This window comes from Demequina sp. NBRC 110054 (assembly GCF_002090115.1).
In the GTDB taxonomy this organism is placed as follows: domain Bacteria; phylum Actinomycetota; class Actinomycetes; order Actinomycetales; family Demequinaceae; genus Demequina.
Genome location: NZ_BBRK01000005.1, coordinates 190,108 through 214,634, shown reverse-complemented (window position 1 = coordinate 214,634; position 24,527 = coordinate 190,108). Strand labels below are relative to the sequence as shown.

Genomic DNA, 24,527 nt, shown 5'->3' with positions numbered 1-24,527 from the left:
CCGCCCGCGACGGGGAGATCGCGGGCGGGCCTCACTGCGCGGCGGAGACGTACTCCCTGGCAGGCGCCTCCTCGGCGGCGCCTGCGCTCCGGCGCGTCACGGCCCATCCCGCGAGTGCGAACACCACGCCGGGGACGCACAGGGCGAGCCCCAGCCAGGTCGGCGCGAGGTATCCCCAGCCCGCGGCGATCACCGCTCCGCCGAGGAAGGCCCCGAGGCTGTTGCCGATGTTGAGCGCCGAATGGTTCACCGCCGCGGCCATCGTCTGGCTGTCGCTCGCGACGTCCATCAGCCGGGTCTGGATCGCGGGCGAGATGGCCGAGGACGTCGCACCGACAAGGAAGAGGCCTATGAGCAGTCCCACCACTGTCGACGCGGAGAGCGCGAGCACGATCAGCGACGCGGCGAAGGCGCCGAACAGCTGGAACACCGCCTTCATCGCGCCGCGATCGGCGAGCCGTCCTCCGACGAAGTTGCCGACCGTCATGCCCAGTCCCAGGCCCACGAGGGCCCACGGCACGAACGATTCCGGCGTCCCCGTGACCCCCGTCGCGAGCGGCGAGACGTAGCTGTAGACGGCGAAGAAGCCTCCGAATCCGAGGGCGCCCGTCAGCAGCGCGAACCAGACCGCTGGGCGCGTGAAGGCCCCCAGCTCGCGGCGCACCGTCGCGGAGGGATCGCCGGCCTGCCAGGGCACCACGGCGACGATGGCGACCGCCGTGAGGGCGAAGATCGCCGCCACTGCGAGGTACGCCACGCGCCAGCCGGCCTGTTGGCCGAGGAAGGTGATCGTCGGCACGCCGACGACGTTAGCGATCGTGAGGCCGGTGAGGACGAGCGAGACCGCCTGCCCCCGCTTGCCCGGGCCCATCAGCTCGGCGGCCACGAGCGCGGCGACGCCGAAGTAGGCGCCGTGCGGCAGTGCCGCGAGGAAGCGCGCCGCGACCACGAGCTCGAACGTCGGGGCCATCGCGGACGCCACCGTGCCTACGGTGAACACCACGGCGAGCACGGTGAGAAGCCTCTTCCTCGGGAACCGCGCGGCGATCGCAGCGATGGTCGGCGCGCCGACCACGACACCTGCGGCGTACGCGGAGATCACGAGGCCGGCCCTCGCGAGCGCGGCGTCCGGGTCCTGGGCGTAGAGGTCGGGAAGCAGGTCCCGAGCGATATCCGGCAGCAGCCCCATCGCCACGAACTCCGTGGAGCCGATGCCGAAGCCGCCGATGGCGAGGGCGAGGAGCGCGAGGCGCACGCGGGTGGGGCTGAGTGTGGGCAAGGCGGTACCGATCTACGCGGACAGTGAGATGGACCGCTCGCCCTTGAGTCGGCCGCGCCGGTGGCGCACGGTGTCAACACTACCGACCGGCGGATCTGTTCCCGCGCGCCTCACCTTTCGGCGGACGTGCGCCGGTGCCACACTTGGTGACATGGCAACTGTTGCATCGCTCTCCGATTTCTCCGCCGTCACCCTCACGGGGTTCGAGCGGCCGCTCTCCGACTACGCCGGCAACGTCGTGCTCGTCGTCAACACCGCATCGAAGTGCGGGCTCACGCCTCAGTTCGAGGGTCTCGAGAGCCTCTACACGGCGCTCCACGACGAAGGCTTCGAGATCCTCGGCTTCCCGTGCAACCAGTTCGCCAAGCAGGAGCCTGGCGACGCCACCCAGATCGGCGAGTTCTGCCAGCGGAACTACGGCGTGACCTTCCCGATGTTCGACAAGATCGACGTCAACGGCAAGGGCACGCACCCGCTGTACCAGTGGATGAAGCAGGAGACGTCGAGCTGGCTGCGGGGCGGCGCGATCAAGTGGAACTTCACCAAGTTCCTCATCGCGCGCGACGGCACGGTCGTCAAGCGGTACGCGCCCACGGCGGAGCCCGCGTCGCTCGAGGCCGACATCCGCGCGGAGCTCGCCAAGCGCGCCTGACCTCGACGGCCACCGCGTTCCTGTGGCCGCCACGCTCCCGGCGCATCACCGCCCCGGCTCGACGCCGTGAGCAACGCCGTGAGCGACGCCGGCTCGCTCAGTCCTCCAGCACCGCCGCGCGCAGCCACTCGGCGGGGATGCCCAGCCCCTCGACCAGCGGCAGCGCGTGAGGCCGCAGCTCGCGGCACAGCGCGTCGATCTGGTCGCCGATCGCCTTCGCACGACCGGTCGAGATCCGCTGGTGCTCCATGAACCATGCCCGATCGTCGTGGATCGAGCTGAGCGCATACAGCGAGCACACTCGCTCGAGGACCGCGCGCGCCTCACGGTCGTCGCACCCCTCGATCGCCTCCACGAAGGCGTCGAGCACCTGCCGCTCGACGTGGGCCCGTGCCGCGAACTGCATGTGGCCGCCGAGGCGGTTGATCGCCTCGAACCTGTCGCCCGAGCTCTTGCTCGCCGCCCGGATGCGGCGCGCGAGCGACTCGAGGACGTGCTTCTCGCGCTCCTCGAACATGAGCGCGTGCCAGCCCCGATCCACCAAGGTCGTCTGCTCGGGACCTCGACGAGCCGTGTCCGCGAGGCGCTCGGCGAGCAGGCGCGCCGAGGTGCGCTCGGCGAAGGCTCCGCCCGCGGCACGCGTGAGCGCCTGCATCATGCCCGCGCGGTCGAGAGCCTTCCACTCTTCCGCGTACGACCCGAGCATCCCCTTGGCCACGAGCTGGAGCAGCACCGTGTTGTCGCCCTCGAACGTCGCGAACACGTCGACGTCCTCGCGGATGCCGACGATGCGGTTCTCGCTCAGGTAGCCCGCGCCGCCGCACGCCTCGCGCGCCTCCTGGACGGCGTCGTTCGCGAAGCGGGAGGTCATCGCCTTGATGCCGGCGGCCCGCAGCTCGAGCTCGCGCTGGTCCGCCTCGGTGTGCGCTCCCCCGCTCTGGATGTGGACGAGCCGTCCCGTCAGCTCGTTCTGCGCGAAGCCGAGCGCGTAGGAGCGCGCGACGAGCGGGAGCAGCCGGCGCTGATGGGTCTGATAGTCGAGCAGCAGCACCCCGTCGGGGCGGCCCGGCGCAGCGAACTGGCGACGGCGCAGCGCATGGCGCACCGAGATCGACAGCGCACGCCGCGCGGCGATGCCGGAGGCCGCGGCGATGCACACGCGCCCGCGCACCAGCGTGCCCAGCATCGTGAAGAAGCGCCGGTTCGGGTTCTCGATCGACGACTCGTAGACGCCCTCCGCCGTCACGCCGCCGTACCGGTCCAGCAGCATCCGGCGAGGCACGCGGAGGTGATCGAAGCGCAGCGTGCCGTTGTCGACGCCGAGCAGGCCGCCCTTGTGGCCCTGGTCCCCCGTGGTGACGCCAGGGACGTCCGCTCCCGCATCGTCCCTGATCGGCACGAGGATCGTATGGACTCCGTGCTGGACCCCGTCCACCACGAGCTGGCCGAACACGGCCGCCATCGTGCCGTGCGTCGCCGCGTTGCCGAGATACGCCTTGGTGGCGCCCGGCGTGGGCGAGTGGACGTCGAACTCGTCGGTCTCGCGGATGTAGGTGATCGTCGTCTCGAGGCCCTGAACGTCGGAGCCGTGGCCCAGCTCCGTCATCGCGAAGGCGCCGAGAAGCTTGAGGGAGGTGATGTCGGGCAGATACGTGTCCCGATGCCAGGCGTTCCCGAGGTTCATCACCGCTCCCCCGAAAAGCCCCCATTGCACCCCAGACTTGATCGTCACCGACAGGTCACCGTGCGCGAGCGTCTCGAAGGTGACGACGGCCGTGAGCGGATCGTTGACCGCGTCCGCCCCGTTCGGCACCCCCGCGGAGCCGAAGCCGGCGCCGTCCAGCTCGCGCAGGCGAGCGAGGACCCACTCTCGCGACTCCGCGATGTCCATCTCGGGATCCCGCAGCAGGTTCTGGGCGGGGAAAGCCGCCCGCGCGGCACCGCGCTCCGCGGCGAAGGGCCCATCGAGCGCGGCGCGCAGCCGCGAGCCGAGCGCGGTGAGGCTCTCCGCGGGGACGGAGGAGGGTCGGGTGTCGGTCGACGTCATTGTCGCTCCCTGTGGTGGTGGGGTGGGTGTCAGTGCCGCATCGCCTCGGTGAACGCCGGGGCGAAGAGATCGGTGATCTGCGCGACGACGGTGTCGCGCGGGGGTCGGGGATCGGTGGCCATCCAGTGATCGGCCGCGGCCCTGATGAAGCCGACGAGGCCGTGCGCCCACGTCTCCGCGGGGGCGGCGTCGCGGCCCGCGAGCACGAGCCGCTCCCCCAACGCCACGCCGATGTGCTCGCTGATCATCGCGGTGAGCGAGCCCGCCGGGTCGAGCGAGTCGTCGTCGGCACGCGCGGGACGATGCAGGGTGAACCGGTAGATCTCCGGGTCCTGCTCGACGAGCCGCAGGTAGGTGTCGGCGAGCTCCGCGACGAGTGCGGTGAGGTCGGCGGCCTCCGAGTCCTCTAGCGTCGCGGTGAGCCCCTCATGGATGTAGGCGTGCACCGACGCGACAACTGCGGCGTAGAGTCCCGCGCGGTCGCCGAAATGCCTGTAGATCACGGTCTTGGAGGTGCCAGCGCGGGCCGCGATCTCCTCCATGCCGATGCCGGCGCCCTGCGATCGAATCGCGCGCAGCGCATGGGACACCAGCTCCTCGCGCCGCTTCGCGCGGTGCGACTCCCAGCGGGTGTCCCGGCCGTCCTGCTTGACCTCCGTCATGTCCCCACTATATCGAGTACGCCAGGTATCTGCTACCGTCGGTATCGGAGAAATTCCCTCGAGGTCTCGGAGGCATCATGAACCACACCGTCGTGGTCGTTGGAGGAAACCGCACACCCTTCGCCAAGGCAGGAGGCGCGCTTCGCGAGGCATCGAACCATGACCTCATGACAGCCGCGATCGACGGGCTCGTCGCGCGCTACGGGCTCGCAGGCACCCGCGTCGGCGAGGTCGCGGGCGGTGCGGTCCTCAAGCACCCGCACGACTTCAACCTCACGCGAGAGGCCGTCCTCAGCTCCGCGCTCGCGCCCGACACCCCGGCCTGCGACCTCCAGCAGGCATGCGCGACCGGGCTCGAGGCGACGGTGTACCTCGCCAACAAGATCGCGCTCGGGCAGCTCACGCATGGCATCGCGGCCGGCTGCGACTCGACGTCGGACGCGCCGATCACCGTGAGCGGGGACCTGCAGCGCACCCTGCACGCCGCGAACCGCGCGCGCACGGCGCAGGCGAGGATCAAGGCGCTGGCCGGGATCCGGCCCTCGCACCTCGCGCCGCTCGCCCCGCGCGTCGAGGAGCCCCGCACGGGGCTTTCCATGGGAGAGCACCAGGCGCTGACGACCGTGCGCTGGGAGGTCACGCGTGAGGAGCAGGACGAGATCGCCGCGAGCTCCCACCGCAACCTCGCGAAGGCATGGGACGACGGCTTCTTCGACGACCTCGTCACCCCCTTCCTGGGCCTGTCCAAGGACGCGATCCTGCGTCCCGAGACGACACCCGAGGCCCTCGCGAAGCTCCGCCCCGTGTTCGGCGGCGCGGCGGGGACGATGACCGCGGGCAACTCCACCGCGCTGTCGGACGGCGCCGCCGCCGTGCTCCTCGCGGACGCCGACTGGGCGGCCGAGCAAGGCCTACCGATCCTCGCCCGGGTCGTCGACGCCGAGGTCGCCGCCGTCGACCATCCGGGAGGAGCCGATCTCCTGCTCGCCCCCGTCGCCGCCACGGGACGCCTGCTGGCTCGCCAGGGGCTGAGCATCGAGGACATGGACCTCATCGAGATCCACGAGGCCTTCGCCTCCACCGTCGCCGCGACTCTCAAAGCCTGGGCGGACGAGGAGTACTGCGCGTCCGTGGGACTCGAGCGTCCCATCGGCACCATCGACCGCTCCCGCCTCAACGTCACGGGGTCGTCGCTCGCCGTCGGCCACCCCTTCGCCGCGACCGGTGCGCGCATCGTCCCGACGCTCGCGAAGCTGCTCCATTCCCGAGGACCGGGCAGCAAGGGGCTGATATCGATGTGCGCCGCGGGCGGACAGGGGCTCGTCGCGATCCTGGAGGCCGTGTGATGTCCGCGCTCGAAGCCGCCTACTACTCCCCCGTCGGACGCAAGGTCGCGGCCAAGGCCGGACTCGCGGAGCCGCCGGTGCTGCGGCGTGGGCGCGCCTATCCCTCGGGGGCGATCGTGCTCGCCGAGCTCGGGCCGTCGCGTCTGGGCAGGGAGACCCTCGCCGTGCTCGGTAGGCCGTACGAGGCACCGGTGATCGACTCGGGCGACGGAGACGCCCCGGGCTACGGGGACCGCATCGGCGCGCTCGTGGTCGACGCCACCGACCTGGAGACCCTCGGAGAGCTCGAGGGTCTCCGCGCGGTGCTGCGGCCGGCCCTGCGCGGGCTCGAGCGGGCCGGACGGATCATCATCCTTGCGCGCCCGGCGGCGGGCGGCTGGGAGCAGCGCGCGGTCGCGCGTGCGCTCGACGGCATCGACCGCACGGTCGGCAAGGAGCTTCGCCGTGGGGCGACCTCGAACCTGATCCTCGTGGATCCGGCCGCCGGCCCGTCCTCGCTCGCGTCGACGCTCGAGTTCCTCCTGCAGGGGCGGTCCGCGTTCGTTGACGGGCAGACCTGGACGGTGGGCGCCGCCGACACTGCCGCGCCGAGCGAGGCTCCGCTCGCCGGCCGCACCGTCGTCGTGACCGGCGCCGCGCGGGGCATCGGCGCGGCCATCGCGCGCACCCTTGCGAGGGACGGCGCGACGATCGTGGCGGTCGACATCCCCGCCGCCGGCGAGTCACTTGCCGCCGTCGCGAATGAGATCGCGGGAACCGCGCTCCAGCTGGACATCACCGCTGCGGACGCCGGCACGCGTATCGCGGCGCACGTCGCGACGCGCCACGCGGCGCTGCACGGGATCGTCCACAATGCCGGGATCACGCGGGACAAGCTGCTCGCGAACACCGATGCCGCCCGTTGGGCCTCGGTGGTCGAGGTCAACCTTGCCGCCCAGATGCGCATCAATGAGGTCCTGCTCGCGCCGGACCAGCCCGGCGGCCTGGCAGACGGCGGCCGGATCGTCGGCGTCGCCTCGACCTCCGGACTGGCGGGCAACAAGGGCCAGGCGAACTACGCCGCGTCCAAGGCCGGAGTCGCGGGCCTGGTCCAGGCCATGGCTCCGGACCTCGCCTCGCGCGGGATCACGGTGAATGCCGTCGCGCCGGGCTTCATCGAGACGGACATGACTGCGCGCATCCCGTTCGTGCAGCGGGAGATCTTCCGACGGCTCAACAGCCTCGGTCAGGGCGGGCGGCCCGTCGACGTCGCCGAGACGATCGGGTACTTCCTCGACCCCGCGTCCCAGGGCGTGAGCGGTCAGATCGTCCGCGTGTGCGGGCAGAACGTGGTCGGTGCGTGATGGCGACTCAGTCCGTCACGCTGGATCGTTCTCCTGCGATGGGCGCCGCGTTTGCTCGCGCAATGGTGCCCACCGGCAAGGGAGAGGCGCGGCTCCCCGCCGGCGGCGTCTCGCTCGTCGATCAGGGGCAGGACGCGAGCCGTCTCGCGGCGTACGACCGGGTCTGCGGCTTCACGCTCAGGGATACGGTCCCTCCCACCTGGCTGCACGTGCTCACGTTCCCCCTGCACGTCCACCTGCTCGGATCGCCGGACAGCACGGTCCGCCTGGTCGGAGCCGTCCACGTCAGCAACTCGATGACCCTTCGCCGGCCCGTCGCGGCGAGCGAGCGCCTCGACATCACTGTGCGTGCCGAGAACCTCCGCCCGCACGCGAGGGGCGCGCTGCTCGACCTTGTCGGGACGATCGAGACCGCGGGCGAGACTGTATGGGAGGGGGTCAGCACCTACCTGTCGTCCGGCGCTCGTGTCGCCGGCGAACCGGTCGAGATCCCGCGCGCACCGTTCGTCCCGGCCACCCCGCACGCGACCTGGAGACTCGGTCCCGATCTGGGGCGCAGGTACCGCGCCGTGTCCCACGACCCCAACCCCATCCACACGAGCCGCGTTATGGCGCGCGCCTTCGGCTTCACTCGGCCGCTCATCCACGGCATGTGGACCCACGCCCACGCCCTGGCCTCGCTCGAGGGCCGGCTCCCGGAGGCCTTCACGACGGACGTGTCCTTCGCGCGACCGGTACTGCTTCCGGCAAAGGTCGGTTTCACCTCACGACGGACGGAGCTCGGCTGGGAGGCCGCGGTGACCAACGCCGACGGCAGCAAGCCACACCTGACGATGTCGGTGCATGAGTGACATGGGCCGCCGGTCGGACGTCGTCGCCACGCCGCGCCCCACGAGACGGGGCGATCGCTCCCCTGCCGGTACCATTCATGTCCCAGGCGGCTCGGAGGAGCGTGGCCAACGAAGCCCGCGACTCTCACCCGGCACCCGCAGCTATCGAGGAGGATGGACGATGACCGGTACGGCTCACAGCGCCGACGCAGGACCGGACCCGGTCGGCGGAGAGGACCGTCCTTGGTTCGACTTCTACGGCCCCTCGGTCCCTCGCACCATCGGTCCGCTCGCGGAGCGCTCCCTCGGCCAGCTCGTCTCCGATAGCGCGAGCCATCATGGCGACGCCATCGCGTTCTCCAACCTCGGCGGCACGCTCTCGTTCCGCGAGGTCGATGAGCTTGCCACCCGCTTCGCCGCCTATCTGCAGCACGACCTCGGGTTGCACCGAGGCGACCGCATCGTCATCCAGATGCCGAACGTGCTCCAGTACCCGGTGGCGTTCTTCGGCGCGCTTCGTGCGGGCCTCATCGTCGTCAACGCGAATCCGCTGTACACGACCCGCGAGATGGCCGGGGTGTTCAAGGATGCCGAGCCACGCGCGATCGTCGTCCTCGCGAACTTCGCCCACAAGGTCGAGGAGGTCCTCCCCTCGACCTCGATCGAGCACGTGATCGTGACCCAGGTGGGCGACCTGCTTCCCCAGCCCAAGCGCACGCTCGTGAACCTCGTCGCCGCCAAGGTGAAGAAGATGGTGCCTGCCTACAGCCTCCCGGACGCGATCGGCTTCCGCACAGCGCTCGCCAAGGGCAAGGCCGAGCGCTTCACCGACCCCGACATCGGCCCCGAGGACGTGGCGCTGCTGCAGTACACGGGCGGGACGACCGGCGGCGCCAAGGCCGCGGTCCTCACGCACGGCAACCTGCTGTCCAACCAGGAGCAGTTCATGGCGCAGATCCGCGCCACGCTAGGTGAGGAGAAGCAGTCCACGATCATCGCGGCGCTGCCGCTCTATCACGTGTTCGCCCTCACCGTGAACTGCCTGGGCTTCTACCGCTTCGGCTGCCACACGGTGCTGATCACGAACCCGCGTGACATCAAGGGCTTCGTCAAGGAGCTCGACAAGTCGCGCCCCGACGGCATCATGCTCGTGAGCACCCTCGCGGGCGCGCTGCTGGACGAGCCCTCCTTCTCGCAGATCGACACGTCGTCGATGCGGCTCACGGTTGCGGGCGGCATGGCCGTCCGCACCTCCGTCGCCGAGCGATGGAAGGACACCGTCGGCACGGACATCATCGAGGGCTACGGGCTCACCGAGGCCTCCCCCGTGGTCTCCGTGAACCCCACGCACATCCCGCCGCGGGTGGGCACGATCGGGGTCCCCCTGCCCTCGACCGACGTCTGCATCATGGACGACGACCAGAACCAGGTACCGGTCGGAACCGCCGGCGAGCTCGCCGTGCGCGGACCCCAGGTCATGCGCGGCTACTGGAACAACGAGGAGGAGACGCGGCGCGTCCTCACCTCGGACGGCTGGCTGCTCACGGGCGACATCGCGGTCATCGACGAGGACGGCTTCTTCCAGATCGTCGACCGCAAGAAGGAGATCATCGTCGCGTCCGGGTTCAACGTGTACCCGGGCGAGATCGAGGACGCCGCGATGATGCACCCGCTCGTCGCGGAGGCCGGTGCCATCCCGATCCCCGACGAGCGTGCGGGCGAGGTTCCGAAACTCTTCGTGGTGCGTCGCGACGAGTCGCTCACCGAGGAGGCGCTCAAGTCGTTCCTCAAGCAGCGCCTCACCGGCTACAAGCGTCCCCGTGTGGTCGAGTTCATCGACGAGATGCCCAAGAACAACGTGGGCAAGGTACTGCGTCGAGTGCTGCGGGAGCGCGAGGCCGCGGCCCAGTAGACAGGCGTGGGTGTCAGGCGGCGCCCGCCAAGCCCGTCCTCTCGGCGTCGCCGAGCCTCCCCAGAGGGTCCGCGACGCCAAGGTACGGCACCGCGCGATCCGCGTCGAGGGACGCGCGCGCGTCGAGCACGCGCTGGTTCCGACTGCCGCGATGGGGCAGCGTGAGATCGCGCATCGCGTGCTCGTAGCGGCCGTCGACGAGCACATCGACCTCCGCGAGCAGCGCGCGCTTGTCGTCGGAGTCGCGGCACAGCTCCTCGAACGTGTAGCCGGTCCAGCACCACACGTCCTTGCTCCGCCCGAAGCGCTCTCGCAGGCCCTGGACGATGCGCAGCGCCACCTGCGTGTTGAGGAACGGCTCCCCGCCGAGGAGCGACAGGCCCTGGATCGACTCGTGCGCGAGATCCGAAAGGATCTCCTCCTGAAGCGCGTCGTCATACGGCTTGCCGCAGCGGAAGCTCCATGCGCCCTCGTTGAAGCATCCGTCGCACTTGAAGAGGCACCCGCTCACGTACAGGCTGCAACGCACGCCCTCGCCGTCGACGAAGGAGAACGGCTTGTAGTCGGCCACGTAGCCGTGGCTGACCTTCTCAGCCACCCACAGCCGCGGGTTCGGGTCCAGAGCCATCGTGCGCTCCCTAGCAGGACTTCGCGGTGGGCGCGGAGCCGTCCTCGTCGCGGGCCGACAGCGGGACTCGCACGTCGCCATCCATGTGCTTGGCGCGGGAGGAGATCTCCACGTGACGTCCGTGGACCATCGGCCGCTGCTGCGGGTTGCCGAGGTAGCCACAGGTGCGCTTGACGACGTCGCACGTGCGGGGGTCCTCGTTGCCGCACTCGGGGCACGCGAAGCCCTCGGCCGTCGGGTTGAAGTCACCCGCGTAGCCGCACGCGTAGCACTTGTCGATCGGCGTGTTCGTGCCGAGGTAGCCCACGCGGTCGTACGCGTAGTCCCACACGGCCTCGAGCGCCTTCGGGTTCTGGCGGAGCACCGGGTACTCGCAGTAGTGGATGAACCCTCCACCGGTGTAGGGCGCGTAGTCCTTCTCGAAGTCGAGCTTCTCGAACGGCGTGGGGTTCTTGCGCACGTCGTAGTGGAAGCTGTTCGTGTAGTAGTCCTTGTCGGTGATGTCCGGCACGGAGCCGAAGCGCTCCTTGTCCAGCCGGCAGAACCGATCGGTCAGGCTCTCGGAGGGCGTCGAGTAGACGCTCACCCAGTAGCCGGACTCCGCGGCCCACGTCTTGGCGTGGTCCTTGAGCGAGGCCATCACGCTGAGCGTGAGCTCCTTCGCCTCGGGGTTGGACTCCCACTCCGGGCCGTAGAACGCGGTCGCGACCTCGTACAGACCGATGTAGCCGAGCGACACGGTGGCGCGCCCGTTGCGGAAGAGCGTGTCGACGTCGTCCACCGGGGTGAGCCGCTGACCGAACGCACCGTGCACGTACAGGATCGGGGCGTTGCCGGGCACGGCCTCCTTGCAGCGCTCGACGCGGAACAGGATCGCGTCGTGCATGATCTGCAGACGCTCCTCGAGCAGCGCCCAGAACGCACCCAGGTCGCCGTTGGCCTCCATGGCGATGCGGGGCAGGTTGAGGGTGACCACGCCGAGGTTCATGCGGCCCTCGACCACGTCGTTGCCCTGCTCGTCCTCCCAGCCCTGGAGGAACGAGCGGCAGCCCATGGGCGCCTTGAACGAGCCGGTGATCTCCACGACCTTGTCGTAGCTCAGCATGTCCGGGTACATGCGCTCGGTCGCGCACTGCACAGCGATCTGCTTGATGTCGTAGTTGGGGTCGCCCTCGGAGAGGTTGAGTCCTCGCTTGAGCGTGAACAGCAGCTTGGGGAAGATCGCCGTGCGGCCCTCCTTGCCCAGACCGCGCCGGCGGATCGCGAGGATCGCCATCTGGATCTCACGCTCGTACCATCCGGTGCCCAGGCCGAAGCCGACGGAGGTGAACGGGGTCTGCCCGTTGGAGGTGAACAGCGTGTTGATCTCGTACTCGAGCGACTGCATCGCGTCGTAGATGTCCTTGCGCGTGCGCTCCTCGACGTACTCTGCGCGCTTGGCGACGTCGTCGATCCACCGCTCCGCCTCCGACGCGTGCTTGTCGTAGTTGAGCTTGGCGTAGGGGGCAAGCAGCTCGTCGATGCGGTTCACGGTCGCGCCGCCGTACTGCGACGAGGACACGTTCGCGATGATCTGCGCGATCTGCGCCGTCGCGGTGCCGATCGACCTCGGGGGCTCGACCTGCGCGTTGCCGATGCGGAAGCCCTGCGACAGCATCGACTTGAAGTCGATCAGGCAGCAGTTGGTCATAGGCGCATACGGGTGGTAGTCGAGGTCGTGGTAGTGGATGTCGCCCTTCTGGTGGGCGTTGGCCACGTGCGCGGGCAGCATGCGCAGACCGATGGATTTGCCGACCATTCCCGCGGTCAGGTCGCGCTGGGTGTTGAACACCTCCGCGTCCTTGTTCGCGTTCTCGTTGACGACCGCGGCGTCCTTGTCGAGGAGCTTGTTGATCGAGTGGTTGAGGTCGGTGGCCTGGGAGCGCTCGAAGTCGCGCTGCACGCGGTAGTCGATGTAGGCGCGCGCGACGTCGTACAGGCGGGCCTCGAGCAGCACGTGCTCGACGACGCTCTGGATCTCGTAGATCTTGACGGTACGCGTGAAGCGCGCGCGGATCTCGGAGTCGATGCGCGCGACGAGCTCGCCGACGGTCCGCTCGTCGAGCGGAGACAGGGGTCCGTTGACCTCCTTGTAGGCCTTGATGAGGGCCGCGCGGATGCGCGAGTCGTCGAACCTCAGGGTGCGTCCGTCGCGCTTGATGATGTTCAGGACGGCCTGCGCAGCGGTCTTCTCCGCTCCTGGTGCGTGGGTCCCGCTCTCGACGATGCTCATGGTGTCTCCCTCCACAGACGACGGTACGCCCGGGGTCCGACATCCTGCCGATCCCCCACCGCCTCAACCACAAGATGTAGTGCCTTGGGCGTGGATTCAAACTAGATGTCGTAGTCAGGGACCATTGGGACGTAGGTCCCACATGGCAGCGGCCGACACCGTGAGAGGCCCCCGTGGGCGAGGCCTGGAGCAGGGCCGTTCGCCAAGAATTCGCCGAGAAATCTTCGCGCCGCTCGGCGTGTCGGATCGAGGCCCGGGCGTGTCGGGTCCCGCCACGGGTGCGGGAGGCGTCAGACGAGCCGCGCGACCGCGCCTGCCGCGGTCAGCGAGCGGCCGCCGCGCGCACCTTGTGGCCGAGCATCGGGTCGAGCATCGCGCCCGTGGCGGTCATAACGGCGTCGGCGCCGGCCTCGCGGAGAGCGGAGTAGTCGTCGACGGTGAGCACTCCCCCGACCCCGACGAGTGTCACGTCCGAGCCCCGGCGCGAGCGCAGCGCGGAGAGTCGCTCGATCATCTCGAGCCCCGCCCATCGGATCGCGGCGCCACAGACGCCGGACACCTCGCGCCCCTCGCCGGGCAGCGCCTGCGCGCCCGCAGCATCCACGAGCCGCGCGGGCAGGGTGTTGATGGCGGCGTAGCCGTCGACGATCCGGTCCGTCTGCGCGACGAGCCGCTCGAGCGCCTCGTCGTCCGCGAAGTACGCCAGCTTCAGCACGAGCGGCGTGTCACCGATCTCGTCCTTGACCGCGGCAGCGACACGCGTGACCAGGTCGGGGTCGAAGCACAGCAGACTGCTCGTGCCCTCGTTGGGGCAGCTGAGGTTCATCTCCATCGCCCGCGCGCCGGTCTCGGCCACGAGGCGCGCCGCGAGCACGTGGTCGGCGACATAGGCGTCGACCGACCCGTCGCCCGATCCCGTCGTCCCCTGGAACGAGCCGACGAGCAGCTGACCCTCGCCTGCGGCGGCGACCGCGCGCGCCATGTCCGCCTGCCACACGTCGGGATCGCTCGAGGGGACCCCGAAGGAGTTGGAGATCGAACGCCCGCGATCCCACGCATCGTCCGCGAGCAGAGGCATGGGCGTGGAGGACGTCAGGTCGCCCTCGAGGTGCACCGCGAGCGTGTTCGGGAAGGGATGCGCCGCGTGACGGCGCGTCCGTACGGTCTTGTACACATTGACGTCGAAGCCGAGCCGGAAGGCGGCCTCGCACGCGGCCGAGCCGACGAGGGGTCCCGCGGGGATGCCGAACGGCGCGGCGACGGGGTGTCCCCACAGCTCGGCTGTCGAGGGCAAGGACGGCGCTGTGTCGGACGGGAGCCCGAAGGGGCCCTCGGCGAGGTTCTCCTCGTAGGTGCGCGTGGGGTCGTAGAAGGCGTGCATCGGCGCCGACCCTACCGGCCCTCAGAGCGGCCCACCCATGCCTTTGGCCCCTGCTAGGTCCTTGGTCCCCCCTCGCGCTCCCACGTGGGGTAAGACTGGGAATGCCCGCAATGACGCGGGCATCACGATGACCAGCACAAAGGGGTGCCCCATGGTGAAGTACGTCTTCGACTTCAGCGAAGGCAACAAGGATCAGAAGGACCTGCTCGGAGGCAAGGGCGCGAACCTTGCCGAGATGACGAACCTGGGGCTGCCGGTGCCGCCGGGGTTCACGATCACCACCGAGGCCTGCCGCACCTACATGACCACGAGCGCGCTCCCACCGGAGCTGCGGGTCCAGGTGACGCTCGCGGTCCGCAAGCTCGAGGACGACCTCGGTCGCCTCCTCGGCGACGCCCACGATCCGTTGCTGGTCTCCGTCCGTTCGGGCGCCAAGTTCTCGATGCCCGGCATGATGGAGACGGTGCTCAACGTGGGGCTCAACGACTCGTCGGTGAACGGGCTCGCCGCCTTCGCGCACAACGAGCGCTTCGCGTGGGACTCGTATCGACGCCTGATCCAGATGTTCGGCAAGACCGTGCTGGACATCGACGGCGACCTGTTCAGCGACGCACTCGACGCGAAGAAGGCCGCGCGGGGCGTCACCGCGGACACGGGCCTCGACGCCGACGCCCTGAAGGAGCTCGTGGACGACTACAAGGAGATCGTCCGCACCCAGTCCGGGCGCGAGTTCCCGCAGCACCCGCGCGAGCAGCTCGACATGGCGATCGAGGCCGTCTTCAACTCGTGGAACACCGAACGCGCGCGCCTCTACCGTCGCCGCGAGCGGATCTCGGACGACCTCGGCACCGCGGTCAACGTCGTGGCGATGGTCTTCGGCAACCTCGGGGACGACTCCGGCACGGGCGTGTGCTTCACGCGCGACCCCGCCACGGGCATGACGGGCGACTACGGCGACTACCTGCAGAACGCGCAGGGCGAGGACGTCGTGGCCGGCATCCGCAACACCCTCTCGCTCGCGGACTTCGAGAAGCTCGACCCCAAGGCCTTCGCGGACCTGCGCGCGGCGATGCGTCGGCTCGAGGGGCACTACCGCGACCTGTGCGACATCGAGTTCACCGTCGAGCGCGGCAAGCTGTGGATGCTGCAGACGCGCGTGGGCAAGCGCACCGCCGCCGCGGCGTTCAAGATCGCGAAGCAGCTGGTCGACGAGCACATCATCACGCTCGACGAGGCGCTCGAGCGGGTCACGGGAGAGCAGCTGAGCAAGCTCATGTTCCCCCAGTTCGACTCCGAGGCGGACCGGACGCTGCTCGCCACGGGCATGGCAGCCTCGCCCGGAGCCGCAGTGGGCGCAGCGGTGTTCTCCTCGGAGACGGCGCAGGAGTGGGCGGCCGAGGGCAAGGACGTGATCCTCGTGCGGCGCGAGACCAACCCCGACGACCTGGGCGGCATGATCGCCTCGGTCGGCGTGCTCACCTCGCGTGGAGGCAAGACCTCGCACGCGGCGGTCGTCGCGCGCGGCATGGGCACCACATGCGTCGTGGGAGCGGAGGCCCTTGCGGTCGACGTCAACGCGCGGCAGTTCGCGGTCGGCGAGACGGTGGTCACGGAGGGCGAGGTCATCGCGATCGACGGCACGTCGGGAGAGATCTTCCTCGGCGAGGTTCCCGTGGTCTCCTCCCCCGTCGTCAGGTACCTCGAGGACGGGCTCGAGGCCACTTTAGCCGGCCTCGCGGGAGACGAGGGCACGATCGAGCTGGTCGAGGCCGTCGACGCGATCCTCACCCACGCGGACACCGCCCGCACGCTCGGCGTGTACGCGAACGCGGACACGCCGGGAGACGCGTACCGCGCGCGGTCGCTCGGCGGGGAGGGCATCGGCCTGTGCCGGACCGAGCACATGTTCCTGGGCGATCGCAGGGTGCTCATCGAGCGCCTCATCCTCGCCAAGGACGATGCGACGCAGCAGGAGGCGCTCGACGCGCTCCTTCCGCTCCAGCGGGAGGACTTCATCGGGCTGCTCACCGAGATGGACGGCAACCCGGTGACGATCAGGCTGATCGACCCGCCGCTGCACGAGTTCCTGCCCGACTTCACCGAGCTGTCGGTCAAGGTCGCGATCGCGAAGGAGCGCGGACTCAGCGGGCCCGAGATCGACAGGGACGTCGAGCTGCTCGCCGCGGTCGACAAGCACCGGGAGGCCAACCCGATGCTCGGCCTGCGTGGCGTCCGGCTCGGCATCGTCATCCCGGGGCTCTTCGCGCTCCAGATGCGCGCGATCGCCCAGGCGCAGGCCGCCCGGCTCAAGGCGGGAGGCGATCCGCACGCCGAGATCATGATCCCCCTCGCCGCGTCGATCATGGAGCTCCACCTGGTCAAGGACGAGGCGGTGCGCATCCTGCAGGAGGTCGCGGATGAGGAGGGCGTCGAGCTCGACATCCCCGTCGGCGCGATGGTCGAGCTGCCTCGCGCAGCGCTGACCGCCGACAGGATGGCCGACGTCGCCGAGTTCTTCTCCTTCGGCACGAACGACCTGACGCAGACCACCTGGGGTTTCTCCAGGGACGATGTGGAGGGCGCCTTCTTCCACGAGTACACCGAGCACGGGGTCTTCTCGGTCTCGCCGTTCGAGTCGATCGACACCCAGGGCGTCGGCAGGCTCGTGCGCATCGCGGCCGAGGAGGGACGCGCGTCTCGTCCAGACCTGCGCCTCGGCGTGTGCGGAGAGCACGGCGGCGACCCCCAGTCGATCCACTTCTTCAACGAGGTCGGTCTCGACTACGTCTCGTGCTCACCGTTCCGCATCCCCGTCGCCCGGCTTGAGGCCGGACGTGCGGCGGTCGTGACGGGCGGAGGCGATACGCGCTGACGCCTCCCTGACGTGCCGCCTCCGCGAGATCCGCCGGGGACGGCTCCATGAGGGCCCCGGGCCCGCTCCGACAGGAGCGTGAGGCTCGGGGCCCTCCTCTGTGCGCCGCGGCTCCGACATTGCCGATCCAAGACCGACGCGCGACCTTGAGTGCCATTTGTCACAACACGGCGACATTCTGATCACTTTTCGATCACGTTCCGGTAAAGTCCCAACCATGCTGAGGTCAATCCTTACCGCAACGGCGCGGTTGGCAGGGGCGACGGTCATCGCGATCGCGCTCGGGGCACAAGCGTGGGCCGATCTGACATACGGAACCTTCACCTGGGCGCAGCTGCCCGGGTACTTCACTCCCCTGGCGAACCTCGCGGGCATCCTCGCACTCGTCGTCGCGGCGTTCGCGGGCCGCCGAGATCCGGCCTGGGTGCAGGCGCTGCGCGTCAACGCGGCCACCTATCTCGTCATCGTCGGGGCCGTCTATTGGCTGCTGCTCGCGCCGCATTCGGGCACGCCGTACTTCCCGTGGGCGAATGCCGTGATCCATGGCGGCGCCGGCCTCATCGTGGCGACCGACTGGATCCTGGTCGGCGAGCGTCGCCGACCACGCTGGGGCGACATCTGGACCGTGCTGCTGCTGCCGCTGGCCTGGATGGGCTACCTGCTGGTGAGGGCCACCACGGATGGCTGGGTCCCCTACCCCTTCCTCGATCCCGCCCTCGGCCTTGCGAGCGTGGCCACCACGGTCGGCGCGATCGTCCTCGTGGGACTCGCCGTCGCCGCCATGCTGCGCGCGCTCGCCGCGGTGCGGCCCGGGGCGCGGCGCACCGTCCGCGCCCCGGCCGGCTACGCCGCGACGGGCATCCGCTCCGCGAGGTAGTCGAGACCCGCAGGAACCGTCAGGAACGCGGGGAGGTGCTCCGCGAACGCAACCTCTCTCAGGAGTGCCGCCGCATCGTCGAAGCGATCGTCGCCCTGCCGCGGCATCGTCTCCAGCTCGGACGCGAGGACTCCCTCGACCATCGCGCGCGTGACGACGGTGCCCTCGGCCGTGACCACCCGGTAGCGGATCCACTGCCACAGCTGGGTGCGGCTGATCTCCGCGGTCGCGACGTCCTCCATGAGTCCACCGACCGCCGCGGCGCCGACGCCGCGGAGCCAGCTCTCGAGATACCTGAGGCCGACAGAGACGTTCTGGCGGACGCCCTGGTCCGTCACCGTGGCCCCGGGTATCCCGACGGCGAGCAGATCGGCCGCCGTCACTCGGACGTCGTCCCGCAGACGCTCCCGCTGGTCGGTGCGGCCCGCGAGCACCGCGTCGAACTCCGCGCGAGCCGTCTCGATGAGACCCGGGTGCGCGACCCAGGTGCCGTCGAAGCCATCCGTCGCCTCCCTGCGCTTGTCCGCGCTGACCTGGGCCAGCGCGCGGGCGTTCGCGTCCTCGTCCCGCCTGTCGGGGATGAACGCGCTCATGCCGCCGATCGCCTGCGCACCGCGCCGGTGACAGGTCGAGACCAGCAGCTCGGTGTAGGCCCGCATGAACGGCACGGTCATGGTGATCGCCGAGCGGTCGGGCAGGACGAACGAAGGGCCCCGATCGCGATAGGTCTTGATCACCGAGAAGATGTAGTCCCAACGCCCGGCGTTGAGGCCCGCGCAGTGGTCCCGCAGCTCGTACAGCATCTCCTCCATCTCGAAGGCGGCGGGGAAGGTCTCGATCAGCATCGTCGCTCGGATGGTGCCGTGGGCGATCCCCAGCCGCTCCTCCGCGTAGGTGAAGACGTCGTCCCACAGCCGCGCCTCGCGGTGATTCTGCATCTTCGGCAGGTAGAAGTACGGTCCCCGTCCCGCGGCGATGAGCGCGTGGGCGTTGTGGAAGAAGTACAGGCCGAAGTCCACGAGCGAGGCCGACGCCCGATGCTGGTGGCCGTCGGCGTCGCGGTGGACCAGGTGGTGCTCCACGAGGTGCCACCCACGCGGCCGGAAGACGATCGTGGGCGTGTCCTCACCGAGCCGGTACTCGCGCCCGTCGGCGGCCACGTACTCGATCGTGCCCCGGATCGCGTCGCGCAGGTTGACCTGCCCCTCGATCATGTTCTCCCACGTCGGGGTGTTCGCGTCCTCGTGGTCCGCGAGCCACACCTGGGCACCCGAGTTCATGGCGTTGATGGTCATCTTGCGATCCGTCGGCCCGGTGATCTCGACCCGCCGGTCCTCAAGGCCCGGCCCGGGGCCCGCCACGCTCCACGAGAGATCCTCGCGGACGGCCCGCGTCTCGGGGAGGAAGTCGAGGTCGCGGCCGTTGTCGATCTCGACGGCGCGCTCGTGACGGCGCTGGAGCTCGAGCGCGCGCCGGCAGGCGAACCTGTCGTGGAGCCCCGCGAGGAACTCGAGAGCCTCGTCGGTGAGGATCTCCCTGTCGCTGTCGCGCTGCGGTGCGGCGACGGTCATCTGGGTGGGGAACATGTCATCTCCTAGAACTGCTCGGATTCGGTCGAGCCCACGAGCGCGAGCGTCGACGCCGTCGGGTTGAGCGCGGTGGACACGCGGTCGAAGTAGCCGGTGCCCACCTCCCGCTGGTGCCGGGTCGCGGTGTAGCCGCGATCCTCGGCAGCGAACTCGGCGTCCTGGAGACGCACGTACGCGCTCATGTGGTGCTGCGCGTAGTCCTGCGCCAGCTCGAACATCCCGTGGTTGAGGGAGTGGAAGCCGGCCAGCGTGATGAACTGGAAGGCGTAGCCCATCGCCGACAGCTCGCGCTGGAAGCGCGCGATCTCGTCGTCGTCGAGGTGGCTGCGCCAGTTGAAGCTGGGCGAGCAGTTGTAGGCCAGCTGCTTGCCCGGGTGCTCGGCGTGGATCGCCTCGGCGAACCTGCGCGCGAGCTCGAGGTCCGGGGTGGCGCTCTCGACCCACAGCAGGTCCGCATAGGGCGCGTACGCGAGCCCCCGTGCGATGACCGGGTCGATGCCGTTCCGGACCTCGAAGAAGCCCTCGGCGGTGCGCTCGCCGGTGAGGAACGGCCGGTCGCGCTCGTCCACGTCGGAGGTGAGGAGGGTCGCCGCGAGGGCATCGGTACGGGCGATCACGATTGTGGACGCGCCCGCGACATCCGCCGCGAGGCGGGCCGCGTTGAGCGTGCGGATGTGCTGGGACGTGGGCACGAGCACCTTGCCGCCCATGTGACCGCACTTCTTCTCCGAGGCGAGCTGGTCCTCCCAGTGCACGCCTGCCGCGCCCGCCGCGATCATGCCCTGCATGAGCTCGAACGCGTTCAGTGGCCCGCCGAACCCCGCCTCGGCGTCCGCGACGATCGGGGCCATCCAGTCGCGCTCCTCCATGCCGACCTCAGCATGCTCGATCTGAGCCGCACGCATCAGCGCGTTGTTGATGCGCCGCACGACGGCTGGCACAGAGTTGGCCGGGTAGAGGCTCTGGTCGGGGTAGGTCTGGCCTGAGAGGTTGGCGTCGGCGGCGACCTGCCAGCCGGACAGGTAGATCGCCTTCAGCCCGGCCCTCACCTGCTGCACGGCCTGGTTGCCGGTGAGCGCGCCGAGCGCCGCGATCCACTCGCCGTTCGGGCGCCGGTGCTGCTGGATGAGGTCCCACAGCGCCTCGGCGCCTCGGCGGGCGAGCGTCGGGTCCTCCCTGACCGGGCCGCGCAGGGCGACCACGTCGTCGGCGCCGAAGTCGCGCTGGATGCCCTCCCACCGGGGGTTCCACGCCCACTCGGCCTCGAGCTGCTCGGCGGTCTGGGTCTGATCCCCGGGGCGGATCGCTTCGATCATGGTCTGCTCCTTCGCAGTTCTCGGCGGTGGTGCCTTGAGGCCACGCTAGGCAGCAGACAGGCACGATTTCGGGCTCCGGCCAACAGAACTTCCCGCGAAGTTCTGCGAGGCTGAACATGACGTGTCACCATGTCTGACATGAGCACGCCGACGACGGCGGACCTCGACGACGAGGTCGGCGCCACGCCCCTGTCCATCGGACGACGCGTCCGCCACCTGCGCGTCGCGCAGGGCCTCACAGTCCGTGAGCTGGGCGAACACATCGGCAGGGCCGCCTCCCAGGTCTCGGTGATCGAGAACGGCCATCGGGAGCTGAGGGTGTCCGAGCTGCGCGCGCTGGCGGCGGTGCTCGGCACGACGATCGAGGACCTCCTCGATCCCTCGCCGCCCACCGCGCGCGACGCCCTCGAGATGGAGCTCGAGCGCGCGATGGAGGGGCCGCTGTTCGCGTCCCTCGGGCTGCCCAGGGTGGCGACGCGCAAGAGCCTGCCCGACGAGGCGATCGAGACGATCCTCGCCCTCCACCGCGAGCTGATCCGCCTGCATGAGCGTCGCGCCTCGACGCCGGAGGAGGCGCGACGGGCCAACACCGAGCTGCGCGCGAGGCAGCGCGAGCAGCACAACTACTACCCCGAGCTCGAGGCCAAGGCCACGACGCTGCTCGGCGCGATCGACCATCGCGGCGGGCCGCTGTCCGACTCCGCGGTCTCCGCGCTCGCCCAGCACCTGGGCTTCACGGTCCACTACGTCCACGACCTGCCGATCACCACGCGCTCGATCACCGACACCGCGCACGGGCGCGTGTACCTGCCGGTGCGCCACGAGGGCGGGCACCGCAGGGTCACCCTGCTTCAGGCCCTCGCGGGCCACGTCCTCGGCCACGAGGAGCCGCGCGACTACGAGGACATGCTGCTCCAGCGCGTCGAGGTGAACTACCTCGCGGGCGCGCTCATGATGCCCGAGGCCTCCGCGGCGCCGATGCTGAGGTCGGCCAAGGAGGCGCGCGACCTCGCGGTCGAGGACCTGCGCGACGCCTTCGCCGTCGGGTACGAGGCCGCGGCCCACCGGTTCACCAACCTCGCGACCGAGCATCTCGATCTGCCCGTGCACTTCCTCAAGGTGAGCGCCTCGGGAGTGCTGTCCAAGGCCTACGAGAACGACGAGGTGAGGTTCCCCCAGGACGCGCTCGGCCACGTCGAGGGGCAGAGGGTCTGCCGCCGCTGGAGCGCGCGCCAGGTCTTCGAGCGAGACGATCGCTACGGCATCTATCACCAGTACACCGACAAGCCCAACGGCACCTACTGGTGCACCTCCGCGGTGCAGACCGATGCCGCGGGCGACTTCTCGGTGTCGGTGGGAACGCAGTACGCGCACTCCAAGTGGTTCAGGGGCCGCGACACGACCACGCGGCGCTCGTCGACATGCCCCGACGCCGGCTGCTGCCACGAGCCGCGCGCGGAGCAGTCCGAGCGGTGGGAGGGCAGGGCGCGTCCCGCGGCGCGGCTGAACTCGTCCCTGCTTGCGGCGACTCCCCACGGATCCGCGACCGGGATCGACCAGGTCTCGGTGATCGAGTTCCTCGACCACCACGCCCCCTGACGGCCCTCCCCGCCCGCCGAAAAGGCCCGCCCCGGACAGCGCATCTGCGCCGGAAGCGCGCAATACCCCCAGGACCGCGTACCGTTGAGGCATGCCTACTGACTCCGGATCGGCCCCCGACGCGCCCGACACCATCTCCTTCGCCGATCTCGGACTCGAAGGTCCCGTCCTGGAGGCCGTGCGAGAGCTCGGCTACGAGACGCCCTCCCCCATCCAGGCCCGCACGATCCCGACCCTCCTCGAGGGCCGCGACGTGGTCGGCCTCGCGCAGACGGGAACGGGAAAGACCGCCGCCTTCGCGCTGCCGATCCTGGCCCGCCTCGACCGCGACCAGCGTCGCCCGCAGGCGCTCGTGCTCGCGCCGACCCGCGAGCTCGCGCTGCAGGTCTGCGAGGCCTTCGAGAGCTACGCGTCGAAGTCCGAGGGCGTGCGCCTGCTCCCCGTCTACGGCGGCCAGGCCTACGGCGTGCAGCTGTCCGCGCTGCGGCGCGGCGTCCACATCGTCGTCGGCACCCCGGGCCGCATCATGGACCACCTCGACCGCGGCACCCTCGACCTGTCCGAGCTCAAGTACGTGGTGCTCGACGAGGCCGACGAGATGCTCCGCATGGGCTTCGCCGAGGACGTCGAGACGATCCTGTCGGCGACGCCCGAGGACAAGCAGGTCGCGCTGTTCTCCGCGACCATGCCCAACCAGATCCGCCGCCTGTCGCAGAAGTACCTGCGCGATCCCGAGGAGGTGACGGTCAAGGGCAAGACGAGCACGTCCTCGACCATCACCCAGCGCTACATCGTCGTCTCCTACGCGCAGAAGACCGACGCGCTCAGCCGCATCCTCGAGGTGGAGAACTTCGAAGCGGTCATCGTCTTCACCCGCACCAAGAACGAGACCGAGCAGGTCGCCGAGAAGCTGCGCGCGCGCGGCTTCGCCGCCGCAGCGATCAACGGCGACGTGGTGCAGCAGCAGCGCGAGCGGCTTGTCCAGCAGCTCAAGGACGGCAACCTCGATGTCCTGGTGGCCACCGACGTCGCCGCGCGCGGCCTCGACGTCGAGCGCATCACGCACGTCATCAACTACGACATCCCGGTGGACACCGAGTCCTACGTCCACCGTGTCGGGCGCACCGGCCGCGCGGGTCGCACCGGCGACGCGATCAGCTTCGTCACGCCGCGCGAACGTCGTCTCCTCGGCGCGATCGAGAAGGCCACGCGTCAGCCGCTCACCCCGATGCAGCTGCCCAGCGTGGGCGACGTCAACGCGACGCGTCTGACCCGCTTCGACGACTCGATCACCGCCGCGCTGTCCGAGACGGAGCGCATCGACCGTTTCCGGGACATCATCGCGCACTACGTCGAGCACCACGACGTGCCGGAGACCGACGTCGCCGCCGCGCTCGCCGTGGTCGCTCAGGGAGACAAGCCGCTGCTCCTCGGGGACGAGGACGAGCTTCCCACGCAGTCGTTCTCCGAGCGCGGCAAGCAGTCGCGCGACCGCGAGGGCGGTCCTGGCGCTCCCGGGCGTCGAGACAACTCCGGCAGGATCACGTACCGGATCGAGGTGGGCCGCCGCCACAAGGTCGAGCCCCGCCAGATCGTCGGCGCGATCGCGAACGAGGGCGGCCTGGACCGCGGCGACTTCGGGGCGATCAAAGTCAACTCCACCTTCTCGCTCGTCGAGCTCCCCGAGAACCTGCCCCGGCACATCCTCGACAAGCTGTCCCACACCCGCATCTCGGGCCAGCTCATCGAGCTCAAGCCCGACAAGGGCACGCGTGCGTACCAGGCGCAGAAGAAGAAGTTCCACGACCGGAACTCGCGTGGCTCGAAGGACCACCGACCCTCGCAGGCACGTCACGACGGCAAGCCGCGCAAGCCCCGCCGCGGCGACTACTGACTCACCGCCGACGCGGCCTCGGCCGCTG

Annotated in this window: 17 protein-coding genes; 9 read left to right on the top strand and 8 right to left on the bottom strand. The window is 70.0% G+C overall.

Going from position 1 to position 24,527, the window contains the following annotated elements; translation table 11 throughout:
- Positions 1 to 31: 31 nt before the first annotated feature.
- Positions 32 to 1,255, bottom strand: coding sequence for an MFS transporter (locus B7K23_RS10265; RefSeq protein ID WP_234996496.1), 1,224 nt, complete (start codon positions 1,253 to 1,255; stop codon positions 32 to 34).
- 175 nt (positions 1,256 to 1,430) lie between these two features.
- Between B7K23_RS10265 and B7K23_RS10260 the strand changes: the two genes are divergently transcribed.
- Entirely contained in the window at positions 1,431 to 1,931 is a 501-nt protein-coding gene (locus B7K23_RS10260) for a glutathione peroxidase (RefSeq protein WP_084126491.1), read from the top strand.
- 97 nt (positions 1,932 to 2,028) lie between these two features.
- On the opposite strand, the gene B7K23_RS10255 is transcribed toward B7K23_RS10260, so the two are convergent.
- On the bottom strand, positions 2,029 to 3,978 hold the full coding sequence (locus B7K23_RS10255; RefSeq protein ID WP_084126490.1) for an acyl-CoA dehydrogenase: 1,950 nt from the start codon (positions 3,976 to 3,978) through the stop codon (positions 2,029 to 2,031).
- A 29-nt stretch (positions 3,979 to 4,007) separates the two neighbouring features.
- A complete protein-coding gene (locus tag B7K23_RS10250) occupies positions 4,008 to 4,640 on the bottom strand; it encodes a TetR/AcrR family transcriptional regulator (RefSeq protein ID WP_084126489.1) in 633 nt (210 codons plus the stop codon).
- A 77-nt stretch (positions 4,641 to 4,717) separates the two neighbouring features.
- On the opposite strand from B7K23_RS10250, the gene B7K23_RS10245 reads away from it, so the two are divergent.
- The 4 genes from B7K23_RS10245 to B7K23_RS10230 all read left to right on the top strand — a co-directional run bounded on the left by B7K23_RS10245 (position 4,718) and on the right by B7K23_RS10230 (position 10,071).
- On the top strand, positions 4,718 to 5,986 hold the full coding sequence (locus tag B7K23_RS10245; protein ID WP_084126488.1) for an acetyl-CoA C-acetyltransferase: 1,269 nt from the start codon (positions 4,718 to 4,720) through the stop codon (positions 5,984 to 5,986).
- Entirely contained in the window at positions 5,986 to 7,329 is a 1,344-nt protein-coding gene (locus B7K23_RS10240) for a 3-oxoacyl-ACP reductase (protein WP_084126487.1), read from the top strand. Before B7K23_RS10245 ends, B7K23_RS10240 begins: the two co-directional genes overlap by 1 nt.
- A gap of 62 nt (positions 7,330 to 7,391) precedes the next feature.
- Positions 7,392 to 8,180: a MaoC/PaaZ C-terminal domain-containing protein gene (locus B7K23_RS10235; RefSeq protein WP_200809824.1), complete on the top strand. Its 789-nt coding sequence runs from the start codon at positions 7,392 to 7,394 to the stop codon at positions 8,178 to 8,180.
- A 160-nt stretch (positions 8,181 to 8,340) separates the two neighbouring features.
- Positions 8,341 to 10,071 carry an AMP-binding protein gene (locus B7K23_RS10230; protein WP_084126486.1) on the top strand — a complete coding sequence of 577 codons (1,731 nt, stop codon included), beginning with the start codon at positions 8,341 to 8,343 and terminating at the stop codon, positions 10,069 to 10,071.
- A gap of 13 nt (positions 10,072 to 10,084) precedes the next feature.
- Here the strand turns inward: B7K23_RS10230 and nrdG are convergent, their stop codons facing one another.
- From nrdG to B7K23_RS10215, 3 genes are all read right to left on the bottom strand, one after another.
- The gene (gene nrdG, locus B7K23_RS10225) at positions 10,085 to 10,699 is read right to left on the bottom strand and encodes an anaerobic ribonucleoside-triphosphate reductase activating protein (RefSeq protein WP_084126485.1); all 615 of its coding nucleotides are present in this window, start codon (positions 10,697 to 10,699) and stop codon (positions 10,085 to 10,087) included.
- A gap of 10 nt (positions 10,700 to 10,709) precedes the next feature.
- Positions 10,710 to 12,971, bottom strand: coding sequence for an anaerobic ribonucleoside-triphosphate reductase (gene nrdD, locus B7K23_RS10220; RefSeq protein ID WP_084126484.1), 2,262 nt, complete (start codon positions 12,969 to 12,971; stop codon positions 10,710 to 10,712).
- Between the two features lie 322 nt (positions 12,972 to 13,293).
- A complete protein-coding gene (locus tag B7K23_RS10215) occupies positions 13,294 to 14,352 on the bottom strand; it encodes a tRNA-dihydrouridine synthase (protein ID WP_084126483.1) in 1,059 nt (352 codons plus the stop codon).
- A gap of 151 nt (positions 14,353 to 14,503) precedes the next feature.
- Between B7K23_RS10215 and ppdK the strand changes: the two genes are divergently transcribed.
- Both ppdK and B7K23_RS10205 read left to right on the top strand, forming a co-directional pair.
- The gene (ppdK, locus tag B7K23_RS10210; RefSeq protein WP_084126482.1) at positions 14,504 to 17,224 is read left to right on the top strand and encodes a pyruvate, phosphate dikinase; all 2,721 of its coding nucleotides are present in this window, start codon (positions 14,504 to 14,506) and stop codon (positions 17,222 to 17,224) included.
- A gap of 217 nt (positions 17,225 to 17,441) precedes the next feature.
- On the top strand, positions 17,442 to 18,101 hold the full coding sequence (locus B7K23_RS10205; RefSeq protein ID WP_143338233.1) for a Pr6Pr family membrane protein: 660 nt from the start codon (positions 17,442 to 17,444) through the stop codon (positions 18,099 to 18,101).
- On the opposite strand, the gene aceB is transcribed toward B7K23_RS10205, so the two are convergent.
- Positions 18,068 to 19,687 carry a malate synthase A gene (aceB, locus tag B7K23_RS10200; protein WP_143338232.1) on the bottom strand — a complete coding sequence of 540 codons (1,620 nt, stop codon included), beginning with the start codon at positions 19,685 to 19,687 and terminating at the stop codon, positions 18,068 to 18,070. The two genes, B7K23_RS10205 and aceB, sit on opposite strands and share 34 nt — an antisense overlap.
- An 8-nt stretch (positions 19,688 to 19,695) precedes the next feature.
- The gene (aceA, locus tag B7K23_RS10195) at positions 19,696 to 21,006 is read right to left on the bottom strand and encodes an isocitrate lyase (protein WP_084126480.1); all 1,311 of its coding nucleotides are present in this window, start codon (positions 21,004 to 21,006) and stop codon (positions 19,696 to 19,698) included.
- 138 nt (positions 21,007 to 21,144) lie between these two features.
- Between aceA and B7K23_RS10190 the strand changes: the two genes are divergently transcribed.
- Together B7K23_RS10190 and B7K23_RS10185 are read left to right on the top strand one after the other, a co-directional pair.
- A complete protein-coding gene (locus tag B7K23_RS10190; protein ID WP_084126945.1) occupies positions 21,145 to 22,605 on the top strand; it encodes an XRE family transcriptional regulator in 1,461 nt (486 codons plus the stop codon).
- Positions 22,606 to 22,696: 91 nt separating this feature from the next.
- Positions 22,697 to 24,499 carry a DEAD/DEAH box helicase gene (locus tag B7K23_RS10185; protein ID WP_084126479.1) on the top strand — a complete coding sequence of 601 codons (1,803 nt, stop codon included), beginning with the start codon at positions 22,697 to 22,699 and terminating at the stop codon, positions 24,497 to 24,499.
- Positions 24,500 to 24,527: the final 28 nt, after the last annotated feature.

Excerpts from the sequence above, each read along its gene's own strand:
- B7K23_RS10215 (WP_084126483.1), bottom strand. The coding sequence starts at position 14,352 with ATGCACGCCTTCTACGACCCCACGCGCACCTACGAGGAGAACCTCGCC.
- B7K23_RS10240 (WP_084126487.1), top strand. The coding sequence starts at position 5,986 with ATGTCCGCGCTCGAAGCCGCCTACTACTCCCCCGTCGGACGCAAGGTC.
- nrdD (WP_084126484.1), bottom strand. The coding sequence starts at position 12,971 with ATGAGCATCGTCGAGAGCGGGACCCACGCACCAGGAGCGGAGAAGACC.
- B7K23_RS10235 (WP_200809824.1), top strand. The coding sequence starts at position 7,392 with ATGGTGCCCACCGGCAAGGGAGAGGCGCGGCTCCCCGCCGGCGGCGTC.
- ppdK (WP_084126482.1), top strand. The coding sequence starts at position 14,504 with ATGGTGAAGTACGTCTTCGACTTCAGCGAAGGCAACAAGGATCAGAAG.
- B7K23_RS10245 (WP_084126488.1), top strand. The coding sequence starts at position 4,718 with ATGAACCACACCGTCGTGGTCGTTGGAGGAAACCGCACACCCTTCGCC.
- aceB (WP_143338232.1), bottom strand. The coding sequence starts at position 19,687 with ATGTTCCCCACCCAGATGACCGTCGCCGCACCGCAGCGCGACAGCGAC.
- B7K23_RS10250 (WP_084126489.1), bottom strand. The coding sequence starts at position 4,640 with ATGACGGAGGTCAAGCAGGACGGCCGGGACACCCGCTGGGAGTCGCAC.
- B7K23_RS10190 (WP_084126945.1), top strand. The coding sequence starts at position 21,145 with ATGAGCACGCCGACGACGGCGGACCTCGACGACGAGGTCGGCGCCACG.
- nrdG (WP_084126485.1), bottom strand. The coding sequence starts at position 10,699 with ATGGCTCTGGACCCGAACCCGCGGCTGTGGGTGGCTGAGAAGGTCAGC.
- B7K23_RS10260 (WP_084126491.1), top strand. The coding sequence starts at position 1,431 with ATGGCAACTGTTGCATCGCTCTCCGATTTCTCCGCCGTCACCCTCACG.
- B7K23_RS10185 (WP_084126479.1), top strand. The coding sequence starts at position 22,697 with ATGCCTACTGACTCCGGATCGGCCCCCGACGCGCCCGACACCATCTCC.
- B7K23_RS10255 (WP_084126490.1), bottom strand. The coding sequence starts at position 3,978 with ATGACGTCGACCGACACCCGACCCTCCTCCGTCCCCGCGGAGAGCCTC.
- aceA (WP_084126480.1), bottom strand. The coding sequence starts at position 21,006 with ATGATCGAAGCGATCCGCCCCGGGGATCAGACCCAGACCGCCGAGCAG.
- B7K23_RS10230 (WP_084126486.1), top strand. The coding sequence starts at position 8,341 with ATGACCGGTACGGCTCACAGCGCCGACGCAGGACCGGACCCGGTCGGC.
- B7K23_RS10205 (WP_143338233.1), top strand. The coding sequence starts at position 17,442 with ATGCTGAGGTCAATCCTTACCGCAACGGCGCGGTTGGCAGGGGCGACG.